Origin of the sequence: Brevundimonas vesicularis, from assembly GCF_044807075.1 — a bacterium.
GTDB classification, from domain to species: Bacteria; Pseudomonadota; Alphaproteobacteria; order Caulobacterales; family Caulobacteraceae; genus Brevundimonas; species Brevundimonas vesicularis_G.
The window spans coordinates 461,544-480,819 of sequence record NZ_CP085234.1 but is presented as its reverse complement, the minus strand read 5'-3'; the positions used below and the strand labels follow the sequence as shown (position 1 = coordinate 480,819).

Annotated in this window: 21 protein-coding genes; 11 read left to right on the top strand and 10 right to left on the bottom strand. The window is 65.3% G+C overall.

All coding sequences use genetic code 11. The features are described from left to right. The first annotated feature begins 98 nt into the window (after window positions 1–98). The 3 genes from LG306_RS02320 (at window position 99) to LG306_RS02310 (ending at window position 3,190) form a co-directional block, all read left to right on the top strand. A complete protein-coding gene (locus LG306_RS02320; protein WP_265150954.1) occupies window positions 99–692 on the top strand; it encodes a type IV toxin-antitoxin system AbiEi family antitoxin domain-containing protein in 594 nt (197 codons plus the stop codon). After that, window positions 685–1,722: a nucleotidyl transferase AbiEii/AbiGii toxin family protein gene (locus LG306_RS02315; RefSeq protein WP_265150955.1), complete on the top strand. Its 1,038-nt coding sequence runs from the start codon at window positions 685–687 to the stop codon at window positions 1,720–1,722. Before LG306_RS02320 ends, LG306_RS02315 begins: the two co-directional genes overlap by 8 nt. A 278-nt stretch (window positions 1,723–2,000) precedes the next feature. Beyond that, a protein-coding gene (locus LG306_RS02310; protein ID WP_165906610.1) for an IS3 family transposase occupies window positions 2,001–3,190 on the top strand; the annotation gives its coding sequence in 2 pieces (ribosomal slippage) (window positions 2,001–2,253 and window positions 2,253–3,190; 1,191 coding nt in all). Between the two features lie 527 nt (window positions 3,191–3,717). On the opposite strand, the gene LG306_RS02305 is transcribed toward LG306_RS02310, so the two are convergent. The 3 genes from LG306_RS02305 to LG306_RS02295 are packed head-to-tail and all read right to left on the bottom strand — an operon-like array spanning window position 3,718 to window position 6,347. Continuing rightward, window positions 3,718–4,275 carry a DUF1353 domain-containing protein gene (locus LG306_RS02305; protein WP_404417854.1) on the bottom strand — a complete coding sequence of 186 codons (558 nt, stop codon included), beginning with the start codon at window positions 4,273–4,275 and terminating at the stop codon, window positions 3,718–3,720. A 9-nt stretch (window positions 4,276–4,284) separates the two neighbouring features. Further along, on the bottom strand, window positions 4,285–5,301 hold the full coding sequence (locus tag LG306_RS02300) for a hypothetical protein (protein ID WP_404417851.1): 1,017 nt from the start codon (window positions 5,299–5,301) through the stop codon (window positions 4,285–4,287). A gap of 29 nt (window positions 5,302–5,330) precedes the next feature. After that, the gene (locus tag LG306_RS02295) at window positions 5,331–6,347 is read right to left on the bottom strand and encodes a S1/P1 nuclease (RefSeq protein ID WP_404417848.1); all 1,017 of its coding nucleotides are present in this window, start codon (window positions 6,345–6,347) and stop codon (window positions 5,331–5,333) included. A gap of 110 nt (window positions 6,348–6,457) precedes the next feature. On the opposite strand from LG306_RS02295, the gene LG306_RS02290 reads away from it, so the two are divergent. After that, a complete protein-coding gene (locus LG306_RS02290; RefSeq protein WP_404417845.1) occupies window positions 6,458–6,730 on the top strand; it encodes a hypothetical protein in 273 nt (90 codons plus the stop codon). 9 nt (window positions 6,731–6,739) lie between these two features. On the opposite strand, the gene LG306_RS02285 is transcribed toward LG306_RS02290, so the two are convergent. Then, window positions 6,740–8,671 (bottom strand): competence protein CoiA family protein, encoded by a 1,932-nt coding sequence (locus LG306_RS02285; RefSeq protein ID WP_404417842.1) that lies wholly within the window; start codon window positions 8,669–8,671, stop codon window positions 6,740–6,742. Between the two features lie 214 nt (window positions 8,672–8,885). Here LG306_RS02285 and LG306_RS02280 point away from each other — a divergent pair, with 214 nt between their 5' ends. The 3 genes from LG306_RS02280 (at window position 8,886) to LG306_RS02270 (ending at window position 10,964) form a co-directional block, all read left to right on the top strand. Then, window positions 8,886–9,242: a hypothetical protein gene (locus tag LG306_RS02280; RefSeq protein WP_404417839.1), complete on the top strand. Its 357-nt coding sequence runs from the start codon at window positions 8,886–8,888 to the stop codon at window positions 9,240–9,242. A 245-nt stretch (window positions 9,243–9,487) separates the two neighbouring features. After that, window positions 9,488–9,898, top strand: coding sequence for a hypothetical protein (locus LG306_RS02275; RefSeq protein ID WP_404417836.1), 411 nt, complete (start codon window positions 9,488–9,490; stop codon window positions 9,896–9,898). A gap of 127 nt (window positions 9,899–10,025) precedes the next feature. Next, window positions 10,026–10,964 (top strand): hypothetical protein, encoded by a 939-nt coding sequence (locus tag LG306_RS02270; protein ID WP_404417833.1) that lies wholly within the window; start codon window positions 10,026–10,028, stop codon window positions 10,962–10,964. Here the strand turns inward: LG306_RS02270 and LG306_RS02265 are convergent. After that, entirely contained in the window at window positions 10,948–11,586 is a 639-nt protein-coding gene (locus LG306_RS02265; RefSeq protein WP_404417830.1) for a hypothetical protein, read from the bottom strand. The two genes, LG306_RS02270 and LG306_RS02265, sit on opposite strands and share 17 nt — an antisense overlap. A 67-nt stretch (window positions 11,587–11,653) precedes the next feature. Beyond that, window positions 11,654–11,980, bottom strand: coding sequence for a hypothetical protein (locus tag LG306_RS02260; protein WP_404417827.1), 327 nt, complete (start codon window positions 11,978–11,980; stop codon window positions 11,654–11,656). Between the two features lie 106 nt (window positions 11,981–12,086). Here LG306_RS02260 and LG306_RS02255 point away from each other — a divergent pair, with 106 nt between their 5' ends. The 3 genes from LG306_RS02255 (at window position 12,087) to LG306_RS02245 (ending at window position 13,634) form a co-directional block, all read left to right on the top strand. Further along, window positions 12,087–12,275: a hypothetical protein gene (locus LG306_RS02255; protein ID WP_404417824.1), complete on the top strand. Its 189-nt coding sequence runs from the start codon at window positions 12,087–12,089 to the stop codon at window positions 12,273–12,275. 173 nt (window positions 12,276–12,448) lie between these two features. Continuing rightward, window positions 12,449–13,156, top strand: a complete 708-nt coding sequence (locus tag LG306_RS02250) for a hypothetical protein (RefSeq protein ID WP_404417821.1) — start codon at window positions 12,449–12,451, stop codon at window positions 13,154–13,156. A 55-nt stretch (window positions 13,157–13,211) separates the two neighbouring features. Then, entirely contained in the window at window positions 13,212–13,634 is a 423-nt protein-coding gene (locus tag LG306_RS02245) for a thermonuclease family protein (protein ID WP_404417818.1), read from the top strand. A gap of 62 nt (window positions 13,635–13,696) precedes the next feature. On the opposite strand, the gene LG306_RS02240 is transcribed toward LG306_RS02245, so the two are convergent. Next, on the bottom strand, window positions 13,697–13,996 hold the full coding sequence (locus tag LG306_RS02240; protein WP_404417815.1) for a GFA family protein: 300 nt from the start codon (window positions 13,994–13,996) through the stop codon (window positions 13,697–13,699). A gap of 385 nt (window positions 13,997–14,381) precedes the next feature. Here LG306_RS02240 and LG306_RS02235 point away from each other — a divergent pair, with 385 nt between their 5' ends. Then, window positions 14,382–15,131 (top strand): alpha/beta hydrolase, encoded by a 750-nt coding sequence (locus LG306_RS02235; protein WP_404417812.1) that lies wholly within the window; start codon window positions 14,382–14,384, stop codon window positions 15,129–15,131. 166 nt (window positions 15,132–15,297) lie between these two features. Here LG306_RS02235 and LG306_RS02230 read toward each other — a convergent pair whose 3' ends face one another. From LG306_RS02230 to LG306_RS02220, 3 genes are read right to left on the bottom strand one after another with little or no spacing between them, the layout of a single operon-like run. Beyond that, window positions 15,298–16,515, bottom strand: a complete 1,218-nt coding sequence (locus LG306_RS02230) for a CaiB/BaiF CoA transferase family protein (RefSeq protein WP_404417809.1) — start codon at window positions 16,513–16,515, stop codon at window positions 15,298–15,300. A 4-nt stretch (window positions 16,516–16,519) separates the two neighbouring features. Next, window positions 16,520–17,740 (bottom strand): OpgC family protein, encoded by a 1,221-nt coding sequence (locus LG306_RS02225; protein ID WP_404417806.1) that lies wholly within the window; start codon window positions 17,738–17,740, stop codon window positions 16,520–16,522. After that, complete coding sequence (locus LG306_RS02220) at window positions 17,643–19,271, bottom strand: thiamine pyrophosphate-binding protein (RefSeq protein ID WP_404417803.1); 1,629 nt, start codon at window positions 19,269–19,271, stop codon at window positions 17,643–17,645. The genes LG306_RS02225 and LG306_RS02220 overlap by 98 nt, the downstream gene beginning before the upstream one ends. Window positions 19,272–19,276 lie beyond the last annotated feature (5 nt).

The window sequence follows — 19,276 nt, the reverse complement described above, 5'->3', positions numbered from 1 at the left end:
CGCTGCCAACCTAGGCACGCCGCTACTTGCAAGTCAGAAAAACATGTCTTATTTTCTGACATATGAAGACGGTAAGCGCCTCCGTTCCGGATCGGGTCATGACACGCGTTCGCGCTAGCGGACGTGGCAGTGTCTTCACGCCCAGCGACTTTCTCTCTGTCGCCACTCGCTCCTCGGTCGATCAGGCCCTTTCGCGGTTGGTAAAGGGCGGACAGCTCCGTCGGCTTGCGCGCGGGCTCTACGACTTCCCAAAGCTGCATCCGAAGCTCGGGCCACTGTCGCCTGCGCCGGACGATGTAGCACATGCGCTTGCTAGGGAGACCGGCTCCCAGGTGCAGATCGCCGGCGCGCGGGCAGCAAACGCGCTCGGCCTGTCGGCGCAAGTCCCGGCACAAAGCACTTATCTGACCGATGGTCCGTCGCGTCGTGTCGTGCTGGGAAAGCGCGTCGTAGATCTTCGCCACGCCTCGCCCAAGCATCTGATCGCACCGGGCAGCCCCGCCGGGACGGTGGTTCAAGCGCTTCGCCATGTTGGCCCCGTTCGGGCGGCTGATGTCGCGCAGGTTGCGGCGCGCCAGCTGTCGGCCAGCGACAAGAAGACTCTGGCCTCAACCGCCCTTCAAGCCCCTGCCTGGATGAGGCCAACGCTCGTATCGATCGCCAACGCATCGATGGCCAATATCGATGGATGATGTCGCCCGCCTTCCCAGCGCCGATCGCGCAGCTCTCTTCGGGGAGACCGGCGCCGGCCGAGGCGTCGCCGACACGATCATCGAAAAGGACTTCTGGGTCTGCTGGAGCCTGAAGCGCCTGTTCGGCATGCCGAAGGGCACCACGGCAAGCCTCGTCTTCAAGGGCGGCACATCGCTCTCCAAGGCGTTCAACGCCATCCGTCGGTTCTCCGAGGACATCGACCTATCGTTCGACCGGGCCGAACTCGGATACACCGGCGAGCGCGACCCCGAGAAGGAGGGGATCAGCAGGAAGCAGGCGGCCCGACTTATCGACGACCTGGTGGGCGACGTCGAGCGGCACATCGCCGAGAAATTTCTCCCGGCGCTTCGTGCCGCGATCGTCGAACAACTCGGCGAGCCAACCAACGGCGAGTGGTCGCTGGAGGTAGACGCCAACGACGCCCAAACCGTCAACTTCCATTATCCGACCGCGCTGCCTGCTGCCGAATACGACGGCATGGCTTACATCACCCCGCGGGTAAAATTCGAGCTCGGCGCGCGGGGCGATCCCTGGCCGACCGAGGAGAAAGTCATCCGCCCCTATGCGGCCGACGACTATCCGGACTTCTTCACCGATCCCGACGCCAGCGTGACCGTGCTGTCAGCGCGGCGGACCTTCTGGGAAAAGGCGACCGCGCTCCATGCGGAGGCGCACCGCCCCGCCCAGTCACCGACGCCGCCGTATTTCTCGCGGCACTATTACGATCTCGCCATGCTCCTCCACACGGACGAGGGCCAAGCCGCCGTTGCCGATCTCGACCTGCTAGCGCAGGTGGCGCAGCACAAAGCCACCTTCTTCCGTTCAGGCTGGGCCAGCTACGAAACAGCTCGGCCAGGCACGCTCCGGCTGATGCCGGACGACGCACGGGTTAAAGACCTCCGAGCCGACTATCGGGCTATGGCGCCGATGATGTTTGACCAGACACCGCCGTCATTCGATGAGATACTCGCGAAAGTTGCCGCGCTTGAAGAAACGATCAACAGCTAGCTCAAGGCTGTCCGCAGGCCCGCCAGTTTCAGAGCCTTACATTACCAACTTATGCCCAATGTAAAGAAGATGCGTAGGGAAAAGCTGCCGGCAGGCAGCCTTCGACGGTTTGAATACGAACTTGTATCTCTATCAAGAGTGACAAGGACCAAAACTGCCAGTGACACTCTGTTCAACTTGAGGCGGCATTCATGTGACAAGGTCGGCATTATGGTTGACGTGACCCCCTGAAACTCCTCCAGGAATAGCTAGAGTCCGCCCAACGAAGGACGGACAGAATGAAGCGATCGAGGTTCACGGAAGAGCAGATCATCGGGATCCTGCGGGAGCAGGAGGCCGGTGTAGCGACGGCGGAGGTGTGCCGACGCCACGGGGTCAGCTCGGCGACCTTTTACAAATGGAAGGCCAAGTTTGGCGGGCTCGACGTGTCGGAGGCTCGGCGGCTCAAGGCGCTCGAGGATGAGAACGCCCGGCTGAAGCGGATGCTGGCGGACGCGATGCTGGACAACGTGGCCCTGAAGGACCTGCTGGGAAAAAAGTGGTGACGCCCGCCGGCTATCGCGAGGCGGCTGGCCATCTGCAGGCCGCCTACGAGATGAGCGAAAGGCGGGCGTGCCGTGTTCTGGGCGTCGATCGGACGAGCGTGCGCTATCAGGCGACGCGCCCGGACGACGGCGCTCTGCGCGACCGGCTGAAGGCCCTGGCCCAGGAACGTCGACGGTTCGGCTATCGTCGCCTGCACGTGCTGCTGCGGCGCGAGGGCCATGCGGTCAACAGGAAACGGGTCCAGCGGATCTATCGCGACGAGCAACTGACGGTGCGCCGGCGCGGCGGCCGGAAGCGAGCGATGGGCACGCGGCGACCGCTGGACCTGCCGCTGGCGCCCAACCAGCGCTGGTCGCTGGACTTCGTCGCAGACCAGCTGACGGACGGGCGGCGCTTCCGCATCCTGACGGTGATCGATAACTGTACGCGCGAGTGCCTGGCGCTGGTGGCCGACACCTCGCTGTCGGGCGCGCGGGTCGTGCGGGAGTTGGACGCCGTCATCCGGCAGCGAGGGCGGCCCGACACCATCGTCAGCGACAACGGCACGGAGTACACCTCGAACGCGGTCCTGGCCTGGGCCGACGACACCGGCGTCGGCTGGCACTACATCGCGCCGGGCAAGCCCCAGCAGAACGGCTTCAACGAAAGCTTCAACGGGCGGCTGCGTGACGAGCTGCTGAACGAGACGCTGTTCCGCTCGCTGCCGCACGCTCGCGCCGTGCTGGAGGCGTGGCGACGCGATTACAACGAGCAGCGTCCGCACTCGAAGCTCGGGTGGCTGACGCCGCAGGCTTATGCAGAAGCGCTCACCGGACACATCGGCCGGCCTGCTGCGCTGGTTGATGGCTGCGCAGACCGGCCTCTTGCCAACCCAGCCGATCACAGCTCAGATCAACCTAGGACTCTCGTTATGGCTGGATGAGAAACGGGGGTCACGTCATGATCGACGAGCGCGGGCCGTCATGGCGTGACGACACGAACGCGGATACAAGGCCGGCTCGGCTGGCGGGCGTGGCGAAACTGGTAGACGCAACGGACTTAAGCTGAGGATTGAGTGCGCCGGGGGAAATCCCGGACGTAGAACCGCTCAAAGTCGGGGAACCCTGTCAGATGGCGATCCCGAGCCAAGCCCGTCTCCGGACGGGAAGGTGTAGAGACTAGACGGGCGGCGTCTAAGGCCTTCGGGCTATGACGAAGGGATAGTCCAGACCACGAACGGCCCTGATCAGGACCGGCGGCGAAAGTCGAAGTGGTACGAAAATCCGTCGGGCATTGCCCATGCCGGTTCGACCCCGGCCGCCCGCACCAACCCAAATCTTGTGAGATCTCGATCCATGGGGGGCGGATCTGCTAGCCGACGGCTGACCCTGACAGAGGGTTGAAGACTGAACTCGCCCCGCCGTCTATCGGTCCGAAGCAGCGGCCTTGGCGAGCGGTCCGGTGACGTGTTCATGACTGTCGATCGGAAGCGGCGGAGGTGGGGGCAGAGACGGCGCGCTCGCCCTTCTTCGCGATAGGCTTGCCGAGTTTCTGGCGTTCGGCGCGAATCTCGCCAGCTCGGTCCCAGCCGCGCTGGCCGCCGAAATTGACCGCCAGCCAAATCACCAGCCGCTCCCAGCGACCGACGTTCCGCTCGATCATGCCTTCCAGCAGGATGTCGTCAGCTTCCTTGCGGCTATAGGCCGTTGCCCGCGTCACCCCGACCGTATCGTTCCAACGGCCATCGCCCTGGGTGTCGTAGAGGAAGTCGTGAACGATGGCGGCCTTCACCCAGGGACCGTCGGGCGGATAGAAGGACCAGACCAGCCGCGGGATCGAGGTCAGGTCAGTGACGAACCCCGCCGGCACGATGATCTCCTCGTCGCGTTTGGGGCCGCTGTAGTAGGACATCGGCCGCTGCAGCGCCCAGAGCGACCGGCCGTCTCGGATCGCCGGGCCGTCCCGGTTGTCGAGCAGCACCAGATAAAGCTTGTGCGGAAAGCGTCGGCGCGGCTTGGACGGCGGCATGGTTCGGTCTCAGCCCCCAGCTTCAATCAAGAGCGCCGAGTCGCTCGTTGGACGTCTGGCGGAGCTGCCCGGTCGATCGACCAGAGGCGGCGCGCCGGTGGAGAACAAGGCCTCGACGAGGTCCGCAACCTCCGCCTCTCGCTCGACCGCATCGAGGATTGCCGCCAAGTTGGCGCTCCTGATCGACCCGTCCAAGTGAACCCCCAAGGCGTCGGGGCACAACTCGCTGTGAACCTTCCGGGCAGAAGATGCGGCCAAGGCAATATGATTCCGAGAGGGCGGGGCGGCGTAGAATTCGCACGCGTACGCCCGACTGATGAGCGCATCCGGCACAGGGCGATGACGGGTCGTGAGAACCTGTTGAACGATCGCGACCCGTCGGGCCCGCAGTTGAGACGCGGCCTGTTCGTAGACATCCACGGCGAGGATCTTCCAGACTTCGGGGCGTCTCAGCGCTCGGGCCAGGTCGTCGCGGGAGGGCGGAAAGACAGAGACGCCCAGACGATGACCGATCCAGTCTCCGACATAGTAGCCGGTGACGACGCCCACGACGCCGACCACGATCGCGCTGGTCGCTCGGCCCAGGCGCCTCAGCTCCGCCACCCGATCGGCGCGATACCGGTAGCGTTGAAGCGCCTCACCCGGGACCAGAAACGACTTGGCGCCCAGGGTCGCCGCGCCGCCGGCCAGCGCGATTGTGAGGGTGGTCGGAAGCTCGATCGAGATGGCGCCGGAGAAGGGCTCGAAACCTCGCGGAGCCTCTCGCGAAGACGAGATCGTGTCAGTGTCCGGATCGTAGGCGACGAAATGCTCGCCCTCGTAGATGACGAGCCGCACCTCGCGTTCCGTTCGCATGGCACCGACCTCACCGGACAAGGCGGCCGCCCAGGCCGCGTTGGATCGCGTGTCCATGAAGCCATGAACGAGGCCTGCGGCTGTCGTGACCAGAAAGAAGGCGCCGAAGGTGGCGCCCAGGATGGCGGCGGTCGGGAGCGGACGGTCGCGCCTCAGCGTGGATTTCGGCATCGATCGAACTTGGGTCAGGGCGTTCGCCTCTAGGCCGGTTGGTCGCCGTTCGCGGTGGGGCCCGTATAGCCCGGATCAAGCGCCTGGTTCATCAGGTGCGCCAGCCGAAAGCCCGCGTAGCGGACCCGGTTCTCAGCCACCCGATCATGGGCGGCCAGATAGGCGGCGTCGATCACCTGGCGGCGTTTCGGAGCGTTGCCGACCAGCGTCGGCGCGGTGTCGGAATACTGGCAGTTCGCGCCGATCCGGACGCAATAGAGGGTCGCCGGGGCCAAGGCGATCTGGAAGGATTCGTCGGCCCAGGCGCGCGGGTCGCCCCGGACAATCGTCTCTTCCTCGGCCAGGCTCGTATTGGCCATCAGTGTATCGACCGCCCGATAGGTGATGGTCCTTTCACCCCAGGTGGATCGGAAGTCGGCGCGCCTGCGGACCCGGTCGAACAGGCCGGCCTCCAGAATGCAGGCGTCCCAGATGGAGTGGAGGTTATCGGACCGGTACCTGGATCCCCCGCAGCGGAAGCTCGGCACGCCGATGCGGTTGCCGCCCCGGTCGTCGGCGAAGGAGACGTGCAGCGGCTGGTGGATGTCGCCGAGCCAATGTCCGAGCGCCATCAGGGCGAACACCCGGTCCTCGCGTGAGCGGGAGGAGTCCCTGAGGATGCCGAGATCGCGGTCAATGCCGGAGAGAATGCAGTTGCCGTCGCGCGGGCAGGCCGCGCTGTCGATCGTCAGGACGTTCCGGCCGACGTTGATGAAATGGTCCTGGAGGTGACGGCGCGGCATGGCGTCTTCTTCCAGGCATCCAATGTTGAAGGAGGTGTAGTGGCGGTCCGCGATCTGGCCTCGTCCCGGGACGTGGATTCCGCCCGAGCGAGACTGCAGCAGGTCGGTCAGGGCGGCGCGGGTCGCCGGCGTGAGATTGCGATAGGCAAGGTCGCAGACGGTGAGATGACCTTTCTCGCCCCAGGCCTTCGCCTCGGTCGGCGCCAGGGTCATGCCGACCATGATCGTCAGAGCCAGGATCGCTGCTGAAATCAACCAAGTCATCGCAACCTCCCCAAAGTCGAGCGAACCTTGTTCTCTCGTCGAGGTTGCGTCAATCGGATTGTGCTGACCGCGACGATGGGCCGTGCCGCGACTCTGTCTAGGATCGGTGGATGACCCGTGACGAACTCGACCTGGCGCTGGATGGCATGGCGAACAACGAGCCGGACCAGCAGCCTGGAGTGATCACGGTCGAGGCTGATCACTGGTGCGCTCACCTCTCCCAAGTCCGGGCGAGCTCCGCCTCCCTCGCGGACGGCATGCGCTATCGAAACATCAAGATCCTGGTCTTCTCCGCTTTCGAGACTGCGGTGGTCACGCGCGCTGAAGCCTGTGGGCGCGGCGAACCCTATCGTGACCTCACCCCGCGGCCTAAGACCGCCTAGCTCGGACCCTTACCGCCGCGCACGAGAGCCCGGCAGCAGACGGAGGCAGCGCTCAAGCGAATACTTGTCGACGCAGAAGGCCAAGGGCGACTTCATGTCGAGTTCCCGCCGGCTGCTGTTCAGGAACAAGGCGGCATGATCCGCCTCATAGACGGCTTCTGTCGCCCGCCTCAGATCCTCGCGTAACCCCTCGATCTCCAAGGCGCGCCGACGTTGCTCAGCCAGGACGGCGAGCCGGGACCGCAGCGCGGCGCGGAGCTCGCTCAGACCGTCCGCCGAGCACTGCGCCCACTCAAGCCGCGAGAACCCACTCTCGAACCAGGGTTCGGCGAGCCAGGCGGGACCATCGACGCCGAGACCTGTCGCCGCCTCCATCTCCATGATCCCGCGCCGTTCAAGTCTCGCGCGCCGTATCGCGTCTTCGGCTGCGGCCGTCTCCGCCGCAGCGATGGCGTCGGCTTGGGCGCGAGCGTCGTCCAAGGCCTCCTCGAAGGGAAGTCCGAGGAGATCGTCTGTCACCGCCCCGCCGTCGAGCATGCGTTCGATCGCGCCCAACTGCTGCATGACGCGTGTCCAGTCGTCGTCACCCGTCTCAACCAGGGCGGTCAGGCTCGGTCCCGAGGTCGAGGGGAGGGACTTCATCCAGGCGGCCAATGAGAAGGCCTCGCTTTCCTGCTGAGTCCGGGCCATAGCGAACAGCCGATCGAGCTGGTCGGCGACTTGCGTCGCACGGCGAGCGCGGGCTTCGGCTTTCTCCGCTTCAAGCTTGCGCGCCGCCGCCTCGGCGCGAGCCTGCTCGACCACGCGGGATTCGAGCCAGAGATCGCCCTTCCTGTAGTAGAGGATGTCCGCCCGGTGCAGAACCTCGACGAAGGCTTCCAGGGCCTCGTACGGCGTCTGATAGCCGGGAACGGCCGCCTTCAAATCCGCTACGGTCGGACGTTGTTTGCGGGGGAGATCGTCCTTGAACAGACAGTCGTGAACGAGTCCGAGCAATCGTTCAGGCGTGACCTGACCGCCCGCGCCATAGGTCGGAGCCTCGCGGATCAGACGCCCCAGGGCGGCCGCCTTCCATAGCCGGGCCGGAACGGTGAACCCGTCGCCGGGCTGGACGCCGACCAGAAGGGCCCCATGCCCCAGCGCGACCAACGCCGTGCGCAGGCGCTCCAGTTCAGCAGGCTTGCGAATGGGCGTCCGTCGCAAACGCGCGACCTCGTCCCTGGCCCGGTTCAGGCGACGCGCCGCCTGGGCGCGCTTCAACTCCGCAGCTTCCTCGATGAGTTCGCCTTCGGCGCGGGTGATGGCCGGATTGAACAGCCATCGGCGCGGCGCCTCGGTCAAAAGGGCTCTGGCGATCGCGTCCGCGTCCTGGCTGAGACGCCACGGCGAGAGGTCGACTTCGATCGCCGACACTCCGCCGGCCTGGATCCGTGCGATCTTCTCCGGATCGCAGGCGTGGGTGACGTAGACTTCAACGATCAGACGACGCCCGTCGGCCGCCGTCAGTTGCACATCAGGGACGATTTCCCCGGCATGCTTCTCGAGCTCGGCGCTGGCGAACTGAAAGTCGCAGCCTTGATGGATCCTGCGGTGCAGGCCTTCAGCCGCAGCCTCCACCGGAGGAAGCCGTATCCAAAGCGCCGATGCCAATTCCTGCTTGGCCCACAAATGGGCGTTGGTCTCCGCGCCGACGCCGCAACCTTCTCCTGCGCCCGCGTGGGCGAAGTGATGGACCAGGATGTCGCCCTTGTGTGCGATCAGCGGCGCGCCGCAGGCCGGACAGACGCAGCCGCAGGCTGCGCCCCGCTCCACATCGGTGATGGAGACCTGAACGCCGTCGCGCAGGCCGAACGCGAGCTCCTTTCGGAAACCAAGGAACGGGCGATGGTCGAGGGACGCCTCCATGCCGGAAAGGCAACGCCGGTTCGCGCTGTACGGCAAGCGGGCGTCGACAATCCTACGACCGGAACTGTCGTGCGGAGATATTCGGCCACTTTACCCGGTGGGGGCCTTGTCTCGGACCGTCCAAGGGGTGTCAGAACGCCGGGCGCGAGGTTTCAGGCCACCCGATCGGCCCGGTGCCAGAACCTGTGCTGACCTTTTTATCCTTGCCGACTCAGTCCCCAACAGCCGTTCGGGCCTTGGGGAGGGGCGTATGACGGCGGAGGAGTTTCAGGCGCTCGCCCTTCGACTGGGAGCCGTGGAGATGCATCCGATCCTGGACACCATCCGTTTCCGGGTGGCGGACCGCACGTTCGCCACCTTGGGATGGCCGGAACGCGGATGGGCGGTCGTTCAGTTGTCCGCCTCCGCCCAGGCTGCTGTTCTGGCCAGCAGCAATGCCTTCGCTTCGGACGGCGGACGGCGGGGCGAACGCGGCGTCACGCTGATCAGGCTCGACCGGGTCGATGCGCCGATGTTGGCGGAGGTCTTGGCTGACGCCTGGCGCGAGGCCTACCGGTCCCGCGATGTGATCGCGGCCGGCGCCGCCACGACAAGCGCGCGGGTCTAGCTTCTATCGTCTCGAGAGCGCGCGGGGCCTGATCGCGTTGGACGGCTCCGTCGAACATTTGCCCGAAGGCCGGAGTTCCGGCCTTCGGCGTCGAAGGCGGCACGCCGATCACCTGTACGGACGACGGGCGTCGACCGGCCGTCGAGCGCAGATGTACGCGCAGACCGCCCTGGTCCATGTCGTGCCGGCTTCGTCGAAGATTAACGAGGCGCAGGCTTTGCTGTTCGCGTTGTTCAGCCGCCGTCATGGCCCAGGTGGGGACTGCGGGATCGGGACTGTCGAATTACCCCGGACGGGAGGTCGGCGACAGCTCCTCGTTCGTCGTCACCGCCGCCAGCGTCGCCGCCACGAAGGCGTCGAACCTGTCCGGATCGCCGAGCGCTTCGCGAGCGGCCTGCCCCCAAGTCGGATGTTCCTTCTCGCGCGTGTCGAAGGCGCGGGTGCTGGACGCGGTGATCGAGGCCGTCAATCCGGAGGAGGCGGGGCGCATCGCCGGGTTCAAGAAGGCGGACATGGCCGAGGCAGCCGAACGGCTGGTGGAAGGGGAGGGGTGGCTTCCTGTTCCCTTGCGGACGGTGTCGGATGCGGCCGAGCCGGAGGATCAAGACCCTGAGGTGTCGCATGACGACGACGCCTACTCAGTCGCCGCCGAATAGCGTCGCACCCCCGTCCGAAAACTCGCCGCGCGCCCTTTGGGGGCGCGCGGCTTTTTCTTGCGCTCTGCGCTCATGCCGGGCCACCTGATCGACAGAGCATGATCATGCGAGGCGGACAGGTGTGGAGGTGATGATGTTCGAAGCGGTCAGCGAAAACGTGGGCCCGCTTCGCGTGGTGATCGACACCAATGCTTTGACCAGCGACGAACTGCGGGCCTTCCTATCCGCGTCCAAGGCGAACCGGGCAGTTCTCCCCGACTACGTCGTGATGGAGCGGTTCAAGCCGGATAACCTTCAGGCCCTGCGCGACGGCTTCTCGGTCCTGAAGCCGTTCGCCGATCAGGTCGTGATCCTGAAAAGCACCGGTGACGTATCGCGCCTGAACCCGGACCACGAAATCTTCCCGGACGCGATGATCGACACCGATCAGACCGAGGCGTTCGAGGAGTTCTTTGAGCTCCTGGACCACGCGCTCGACGGCGACGAAACCCTCCTTGGTCAACTTCGCGAACGCGCCGGATGGGCGCAGGCGCAGATGTCAGTGGTCCTCGCCGGCTCCTCCAACTTCTCGGCCGATCTCGCCGAGTTCGAGGCCTTCTTCACGGCATCCGATCTCGCTCACGTGCGTCGCGGCGGGAGGCTCACGCCCGCCATGCACGACAAGTTCGACACCGCCGTTAGCGCGGTGGCTCATTCCGTCTTCCAGAATGCACCGGGTCCACTCGACTATCCGCGCGACGAAAACTGGCCACATCACTTCATTCTGCGAAACGCCTTCTGTCACGGCGTCTACATGCTGTCCTTCATCCAGCGCGGTATCGGCGCTCGCAAACCCGAGAAGGCGCGCAACGACGTCGTGGACGTCCTACTCGCCACCTACGGCACCTATTTCAACGGGGTGATGTCCAACGACGATCTGACAAACCACGTCCATCACATCAGCCGCTTCCTGCTGGAAGCCGACGGCGTTCCGCTGTCGCCGGACTACCTTCAGCTTTTGTCCGAGGCGTCAGGCCATGAACCGGCGATGCCCGACGAAGGTGCCCCGGCTAGTGAAGGCGCTTGAACGCCCAGAGATGGCCGTAGAGCTCGGCCAGCTCGGCGGCCTTGGCCGTGGAGAATCCTCGCGCGGCCAGAAGGGGCCGAAGCTCGGCTTCCGGCAGCTCCTGGCGGCTTTCACGGACCAGTTCATAGAATCGTTTCCAATCGAGCGGATGCAGTGAGGACGTGTTCGCGAGGAGGGCGAACCGGTCCAGGAGGGCCTTATTTCGCGGGGACATCTTGAACCGATCGGAGCCGAACCGTTCGATCCGAAGACGGTATCGGGTGGACTGACTCCGGTTCAGCACCGTCAGCAGTGGCGACACCAAACCTCGGGCTGCTTCGCAATAGACCGCGTTAGTCGGCGGATCGGGGTTCCAGCGCTGCGCGCGCATTTCGACGGCCACCCCTCCCGCCGTGTCCGGAGGCGCCAGAAGTTGAAAACCCAACGCCCAATGCGGACCGTCCCGCCGAAGCCGAAAGTTCACGGCGTCGAAGCCGACCGTGCTCACGGCGTCGCGATGGTGTTCGACATCGAAACGCCCGGACGCCCGACCGATGTCGGCCATCTGGCTGAGGAAGACGCCGCGATCACCGCTGACGGCGATATCTATACCGGGAAGCCAATCAGAGATCTCAGTATCCATCTTCAAGCTTTGCGACCCCAGCGGCCTCGATCACGTTCAAGGCCAGCCCCAAGCGCGACCCACCGTCTCAGGACAGCCGGGTGATATTGGCCACATAGCCGCGCAAAGACGTCGGCATCGTCACCTTACCCCAGTAACGAGCGGCGGCGGTGGACACCTTTCGAATGACAAGGGTGTCGAGACTGGCGTCAAGCCCGGCGACGACAGTTCTGCCGACAGCATCGATATCGTCCTGGGCTTCGAAGAGGATGAAGGAGGTCGTTTCCTCCCAATAGCCGGGATCGAAGGCTGTGACGGCGTCGTAGATGGATTGGCGACGGACCGTGTCGGCGCCTTTCGAGGTTGAGCGATCCGTCGAGACCTTGAAGCTCAGCCAATAATTCACGATCGCCATTTTCAGCCTCCCGAACGAACGCCGAGACAGGGCTGGCGCAACACGTATATGGATGTGGCGAAGCTATGCTGCAACCGCAAGTCATTCGAGTTAGGCCCTGATATCCATGCGCGAAGTCATCTACGAAAATCGGGACGCGACCGTCTGGTGCGTGACCGGCGAGGACGGCGCCCAGCACTGGGAGACAAAGGTCGGCATCCAGCGGGTGCTTCCGTTCGAGACCGAGGAGAAGGCATTGGCGCATGTTCGCCTGTGGGAGGGCGAAGCACGGCATGATCGCCTGCACCGGCCATGACCAAAGCTCCGAGCAAGGCGGGGAAGTCTTCGTCTGGCGCGCCGCCGAGCGTGGCCTACGAAGACTGCATCGTCAGCTTCACCGATGTCCTCGGCTTCCGGCGCCTCCTCAAGAGCCGCGAGGCGACGGAGGTCATGGACGTTCTGAACCAGATGCAACTATTCAGGCAGTCGGTGGACGACGACAAGCCTGTGAAGGTCAAGGACGCTCGCCTGACAAGCCGGCCGTTCGCGTTCGCCATGTCTGACGCCATCGTGCGGGTTCGCCCCTACAACACCCAGTATCGCGACGGGGCCCTGGTCTGGGAGCTTTTCGATCTGGTGCATGCCCAGATCGAAATGGTGAACCGGGGTGTTCTTGTTCGAGGGGGCATGACCGTCGGACAAGCCTACATCGGCTTGAAGGGGCAGGGTCCGGTGTTCGGTCCGGCGTTGGCCAGAGCCTATGAGATCGAAACCGACGAGGCCGTCTATCCGCGGATAGTCGTGGATGACGCACTGCTTGAAGCACATCGCGCCGACAAACGGCTCTGGATGTCAGGCAACAGCTATGCTGACGAAAAGAAGGCGGTGGCTGGTCTGCTGGCCACTGGTGACGACGGCATCCGCTATATCGACTATCTGGCGCAGATCGGCGAGTTCGACAGTCCGGCGCATTATCTGGAGTTTTTGGGACGGCACGCGGAACTGATCCGCAAGGGGCGGGAAGAGACGAAAACCGACCGGCGGACAGCCCGAAAGTTCGAATGGCTGGCCCGGTATCACAATGCCCAGGTCATTCTGCAAAAGAAGAACGTCCTAAGCTCCGCGGAGCGTCGCCAGTCCTTCTTCGAGGAGTTCGACGTCGATGCCGAGGACTTCTACGACGAAGTGGAAGTCTGACTTGGGTGAACCTGACCCCGAGCTAGCCAGGGGCTACATACTTCGGGTCGGCGGTATGATCGCGGCGGCGGTTTGCGTTGCGGGCTGCGGCGTGGACCGGCAGCCGACGATTGAGGGACGCGCCACGGTCATCGACGGGGATACGCTGGAGATCCAGGAACAGCGCATTCGGCTCTGGGGTGTCGATGCGCCTGAGAGCCGGCAGTCGTGTCGGCTGGAAGGTCGCGACGTCGCCTGCGGACGCACCGCCGCCAACCGGCTCGATCGATACCAGCAGAACCTGGAGCAGGGCGGGAAGTGGATTGGCGAAAGCGATGACGACGGCTTGGTGATCTGGGATCAATCCCAAATCCTTGACTACGAGATCGACGTGGTCACGGAGGCCGCGCAAGATCTTCGCAAAGCTTTCGCCCTTGCGCTTTATCACCATTGGGAGCGCTCTGCGCGCGGCTGGTCCAAGGCCGATAAAGCGCTGTGATCGCCGCGCCATCTCTAGTTTGCGGACTGGAGCCAAGGGCTGCTTGTGGCGCAACGGTGACGTTACGCATGCCGTTCGCGAGAGTGCTGCGGTCTATCGAGGGCGCAAAGCCACGGCTCGCGACGAACCACCCAAGATTCGTACTGCGGCTCGAGCATCCCCGGCTCATCCAAGCTGCCAAGGGAGATTTCCACCTCATCCCCGTTGATCGCGATGACACGTGATCCGCAATCGCCGCAGAACTGTCTGTCATAGCCCGGCGAGCTCAGCCAGCTGCGCGGTTTGCCGATCACCTCGACAACCGCGGCTTGAAATACGATGAATGGGTTGAACGCAGCCGCGTGAGCCTTTCGGCAAGTCATGCAGTGGCAGAGTCCGATCCGCAGAGGCTCGGACCGAGCTTCGAAGCGGATTGCGCCGCAGGCACATCCTCCAGCAAGTGGTATCGATCCTTTCAGCATGACACTGCAACGCCGGCTCCGTTCATCCGATCCGCATCGGTTGGCTTGGCGGCCTGACTTGCAATCTTAAGGCCGGAACGTCCGAAAGTTGGAGATTTAGGAATGTCTACCCTTGGCGTATTGCGGATGTCCGACGCCGCAAACTAAAATATTCGCAAGCCGGCGCTTCGATGGCCGGGCAAGGGCTGATCGACCGATCGCTGTTCGGGCGCAGTCAAGAGAGATATCAATATCTCTCGGGTCGCGTTTGGGGGATCGGATGCGAAGTAAGAACCTGCCGATAATCGTGACAGCGATTTTCTCGCTCCTTCTCCTGGGCGGCTGTTCGCAGTTGATCCGCGACCGAATCTACTTTCCCTCGCCTCTGGCCGCGACGCCGTCCTGGGAGCGCCAACCCGAGCCGATGACCGTGACGACGGCGGACGGGCTGACGCTGAGGGGGCTCTACTGGGCGCCCCAAGGCGAAGAGCGCGACGTTGTCGTCTACTTCCACGGTAACGGCGGAAACCTCCATCGCGACGGCGCCTACGCCCAGGCCCTGGCCCGGAATGGACATGGGCTGCTGATGACCAGTTACCGGGGCTATTCCGGCAATCCGGGCAGGGCGACCGAGGCCGGGCTCTCGGCGGACGCCGATGCGTTCGTGGCCGAGGCGTACGAGCGCCTGCCGACGGGTGGGAAACTCTATGTTTTCGGTCATTCGCTCGGTGGCGCGGTCGCTCTGGGGGGAGCCTCCCGGTGGCCCGTGTCCGCCGTCGCCACTCTGGGGACGTTCGGCGCCATCGCCGACTTCGCGCCGGGGTGGGTTCGCGGCGTGATGCCTGATCGCTTCGATAACCGTCAGGCGATCGCGCGGATCACGGTTCCCGTCATCCTGTTCCATGGAACCGCGGACACCACGGTGCCCTTCGCGGCTGCAGCGGAATTGAGGGCGGCCTCGAACGGTCACGCCATGGTCGTTCCGCTGGAGGGCGCGGGTCACCACCCCGACATGCAGCGGTTGGCTCCGCTGGTCTGGGAAGCTCTGAAGAACTGACCCGCCGCCAGGCCCACTTTTCGACGCGCGCGGGCGCTGGAAGTCAACCGCCCACAGGCGCGTCGATAGGCGCGCACGCCTTGCGACGCCCGCCCAGGTCAAGCCGCGTTGTCAGATGACGCCCCTGCCATGACGCCGGCGGCTCCCGACCAACCCGCGTGAGCCGTCATCGCTCACTTCCGTCGCCAGTCTCTAGGCGGGAGAGCTCGACTTGTATCTCCTCACTGTGCTCGCCGAGATGCGGCGGAGGCCGATCGAACCGCACGGGCGTCGCCGACATCTTGAGGGGATTGCCGAGCAGTCGCAGGGGACGGCCGTCGGAGCCCGACATCTCCACCACCATGTCGCGCGCGAGCGTATGGGGGTGATTTACGACCTGATCGATGGTCGCCACTCGCCCGGCCGGGATTTCGGCGGCGACGAGGCGGCGCTCCCAAGTCTCGGCCGTGTCCGCCCTCAAGGCCGCGGTCAGGACGTCGTCGAGTGCGTCGATATTGGCGACCCGATCCCGGTTGCGGCGGAACCGCTCATCATCGGCGAGTTCAGCAAGACCGATCGCGGCGCAGAAGCGACCGAACTGTACGTCGTTGCCGACGGCGATTGCAATCTCGCCATCAGCCGTCCCGAAGGTCTGGTAGGGCGCGATGTTCGGATGCCGGTTGCCGATCCGCCCGGGCGTCCTGCCCGATACGAGATGGTTCGTGGCCGCATTGATCAGCCAGGCGACCTGGCTGTCGTAGAGCGCCAGATCGATATACTGGCCCTCGCCCGTGCGGTCGCGGTGCCGAAGCGCGGCGAGAATGCCGACCGTCGCGTACATGCCGCACATGACGTCGGCGACGCCGACACCGACCTTGACCGGTCGGCCTCCGGCCGCATCGCTGTCGCCGGTGATGCTCATGAGGCCGCCCATCGCCTGGACGAGGAAATCGTATCCGGTGCGGTCGGCATAGGGCCCGGTCTGTCCGAAGCCCGAGATCGCACACCAGACGATGTCCGGCTTGATCTTGCGCACGTCATCATACCCCAGACCGCGTCGGTCGAGGTCTCCGGGCTTGTAGTTCTCGACGACGACATCCGAGACGGCGACGAGGCGCTTGACGAGGGCCCCGCCCTCCGCCGTCGTCAGGTCGATGGCGATCGATCGCTTGTTGCGATTGGCGGAAAGAAAATAGGCGCTGAGGTCGCTGTCGGCGCCATCGGCGCGCGGAACGAACGGCGGTCCCCAGCTTCGCGTATCGTCCCCGACGCCGGGCCGTTCGACCTTGATGACGTCCGCCCCGAGGTCCGCCAGCAACTGCGTCGCGGTGGGGCCGGCCAGGATGCGGGACAGATCGAGGATTCGCAGCCCCGACAGGCTGGCGGGTGGGAGGCTGTCCGTCATCGGCTCAGGCCTTCCAAGGCATGGCTTTGAATCCGCGCACGAGATAGGCCGTGCCGATGACGACCGCGAAACCCGCAAGGTTGCCGAGGGCCTCCAGAAGGACGCTCCGGCCGGTGGCGTCGAGGGCGATTCCGATCGCCTGCGCCAGGACCATGCTGGTCACGAACACGGCGAGAGACTGCTGGCCGACGACGCTGATCACACGCACGGCGAGGCCCTTGAGACGCTCGCCTCTCTCGCCGACGACGTAGACGGCGATGTAGGCGAGGGCGAGGAAGTGAACGAGCCGCAGGGCGCCGAAATCCGTCTTGTCGGTGAGCGGCGCCAGGGCGGCGGCGGCGGAGCGCAGGAGCGGCTGGGCGTTCAGGAGGACATACCAGGCGAACGGCACGGTCGCGACGACGCACAGTATGGCGAGAGCGAGGACGCGCCGGCTCCTGCCCGGCGTGGGGACGGTCCCGCGCATGATGAAGAAGCCCGTGAAGAAGAGCAGCTGCCATCCGAACGGGTTGAGGAACCAGGCCCTGTCGGACCAGGGCTCGGCCGGCAAGCTCGCATATCCGAATTGAGCGGCGGCCCACAGGACAGCCATGAGCGCGAACGGCAAGGCGCGGTGGACGCGCTCTGCGAACACCATCACCGGGAGCAGCGCCAGGATGACGATGTACATCGGCAGGATGTCGAAATAGTTCGGCACATAGGTCAGCGTCAGCAGGCCGACGAGCAGCCTCGCCGGATCCTCGACGAACGGGATCAGGTTGAGCCGGCCGAGATAGGAAACGCCATCGGGGGTGGTTCCCGCGACCGTCACAAGGGCGACGACGGCGATGAAGACGATCACATGGGCCCAGTAGATCTGCCAGATGCGCTGGACGACGCGGGCGATCAGCGCCGTCGCGCCGTGGCGATCGAAGGTCGCGCCGAAGGCGATCGCTGACGCCATGCCCGACAGGAACACGAACATCTCCGTCGCGTCGGAGAAGCCGAAGCGTGCCGGAATCCACAGGGCCCATCGGTCGTTGGGGATGTGCGCGACCAGGATGATGAGCATGCCGACGCCCCGGAAGAAATCGAGGCGAGGGTCGCGTGCTGGTCTTGAGGCGCGCGTTTGCGGCGCCGCTTCCGGGTCAGAAGGCGCCGTCATAGCCGGCGACATCGAACCGGCAGGCGATGAGGGTGAACGCGTCGCGAAGGGCGGCAGCCTCAAGCGCAGAGCGTAGGTCATTGGAATTCTCCACGTTGACGCCGTGACCGCCGAACCCTCTGGCGACGGCGGCGAAGTCGGTTTCGCCGAGCGTCACCCCGGCGGTCGCAAGACCGGCGGCGGCCTGTTTGATTTCGATCAGCGCGAGGCTGCGATCCTGGAAGACGACGATCGTCAACGGCAGGGCGAGGTCGCGGACCGTGGCGAGCTCGCCGATCCCCATCTCGAGGCCGCCGTCGCCCATCACCGCGAAGACCCGCCGGGATCGATCCGCCGTCTGGGCGCCGATGGCGAGCGGGAGAGCCGCATTCATGGTGCAGAATCCCGCCGACTGAAGGAGGGTGAGCGGATTTCTGGCCTTCCACTTCTGCGACAGGAGGATGCGATGGGCGCCGCTGTCGACCGTCACGATCGCATCCGGACCGGCCGCGCTGTTCAGGAGATGGACGATCGTGTGCGGGCCCCAGAGCGCCTGCGGCGAGAAGAGGCGAAAGAGATCGACCTTGGCGCGGGTCGGCTCATCGTTCGTCCACGCGCCGCGCCTGCGGACGGCGTTGTTCAGCCCGTCCAGGAACGCCTTGGTCGAGGCCGTCACCTGAATGGCGGCATGGTGCATGCCGTGGTCGGGAGGTGAACGGCCGACTTCGATCAGCTTCCACGGATCGTCGACGAAATCGAGCCAGCCGAGGCGCATTTCGATCGGGTCGTAGCCGATCAGGAGGAGCAGGTCGGCTTGGCTCGCCAGATCGAACAGGATGCGGTCCGCCAGTGGCGAAAGGCCGGCGGCGCCGAGGGAGAGCGGGTGATCCTCCGGAATGACGCCCTTGGCCTTGTAGGTCGTCACGACCGGAGCGTTGATCGCCTCCGCCAGCTGAAGGAGCGCGTCGCCGGCGCCATCCCTCGCCGCCTCGAAGCCGGCGATGATCAGCGGTCGCTTGGCTTGGCCGATCCGCTCGGCGATCCTGCGGACCGCCGGATCTGTCTCGGTCACCGACGGGGTCAGGACGACCGGCGGCTGGACCGCCGCCTGCGCCGGTACGGTCGCCGCCGCGGTCGCGGGCGACAGGTCCAGATGAACCGGACCCCGGGGCTCCGTCATCGCGATCGCGATGGCGCGCGCGACAGTCGAGGACGCGCTCTCGGGCTCGACTTCGAACGACGCCTTGACCAGGGGCCGCAAGAGCGCGGCGTGGTCGATGACCTGATGGGTGTAGCGCGCCCGGGTCGCTCGATCGACGACGCCCGACACGACGATCAGGGGCGCCCGCTCCTGGGCGGCGTCGGCGATGCCGTTGACCGCATTGGTCAGGCCCGGGCCCACCGTGGTGACGAGGAGCTCGGGATGGCCGGTCATGGCGCTCGCGCCAGCGGCCATGATCGCCGCCGCCGTCTCGTGACGGGCGAGATGGAAGGCGATGCCGGCCTTGCCGAGGCCGTCGATAAGCGTGACGACCTCCCCGCCGGGCATGCCGAAGGCGTGGCGCACACCATGCGCGTGGAGACTGGCCGCGACGATGTCGGCGACCCTTGGGGGCGTGCTTCTAGCCGGCATGTGGA